The sequence below is a fragment of the Chryseobacterium sp. SIMBA_038 genome, from assembly GCF_046535115.1.
Lineage (GTDB): Bacteria > Bacteroidota > Bacteroidia > Flavobacteriales > Weeksellaceae > Chryseobacterium.
Window position 1 is genome coordinate 1 of record NZ_JAWRXH010000484.1, and the last position, 231, is coordinate 231.

Annotated in this window: 1 protein-coding gene; it reads left to right on the forward strand. The window is 37.2% G+C overall.

Going from position 1 to position 231, the window contains the following annotated elements:
• A partial coding sequence (locus SB689_RS24350; RefSeq protein WP_410694583.1) for a hypothetical protein occupies window positions 1-231 on the forward strand: 231 nt, incomplete at both ends.

The window sequence follows — 231 nt, forward strand, 5'->3', positions numbered from 1 at the left end:
TATTAGCATTTGCATCAGCCATTGCTGTGATCAAGCATCCAAAGGCACATTCTGAGTGTCAGGTTTTTGCATTGGGACAGTCAGGAATTCCTATTTCCCTGAATAAAGTTGAGGATGTTATTGAAAACCTTAATCAGGTAAGTCCGATTCTGGAAGCTTCAGAAGCTTTGGAGAAATTTTTTATTGAAGAGCATACTGAGAAAGATATAGAAGTATTTTTCATTACCCATG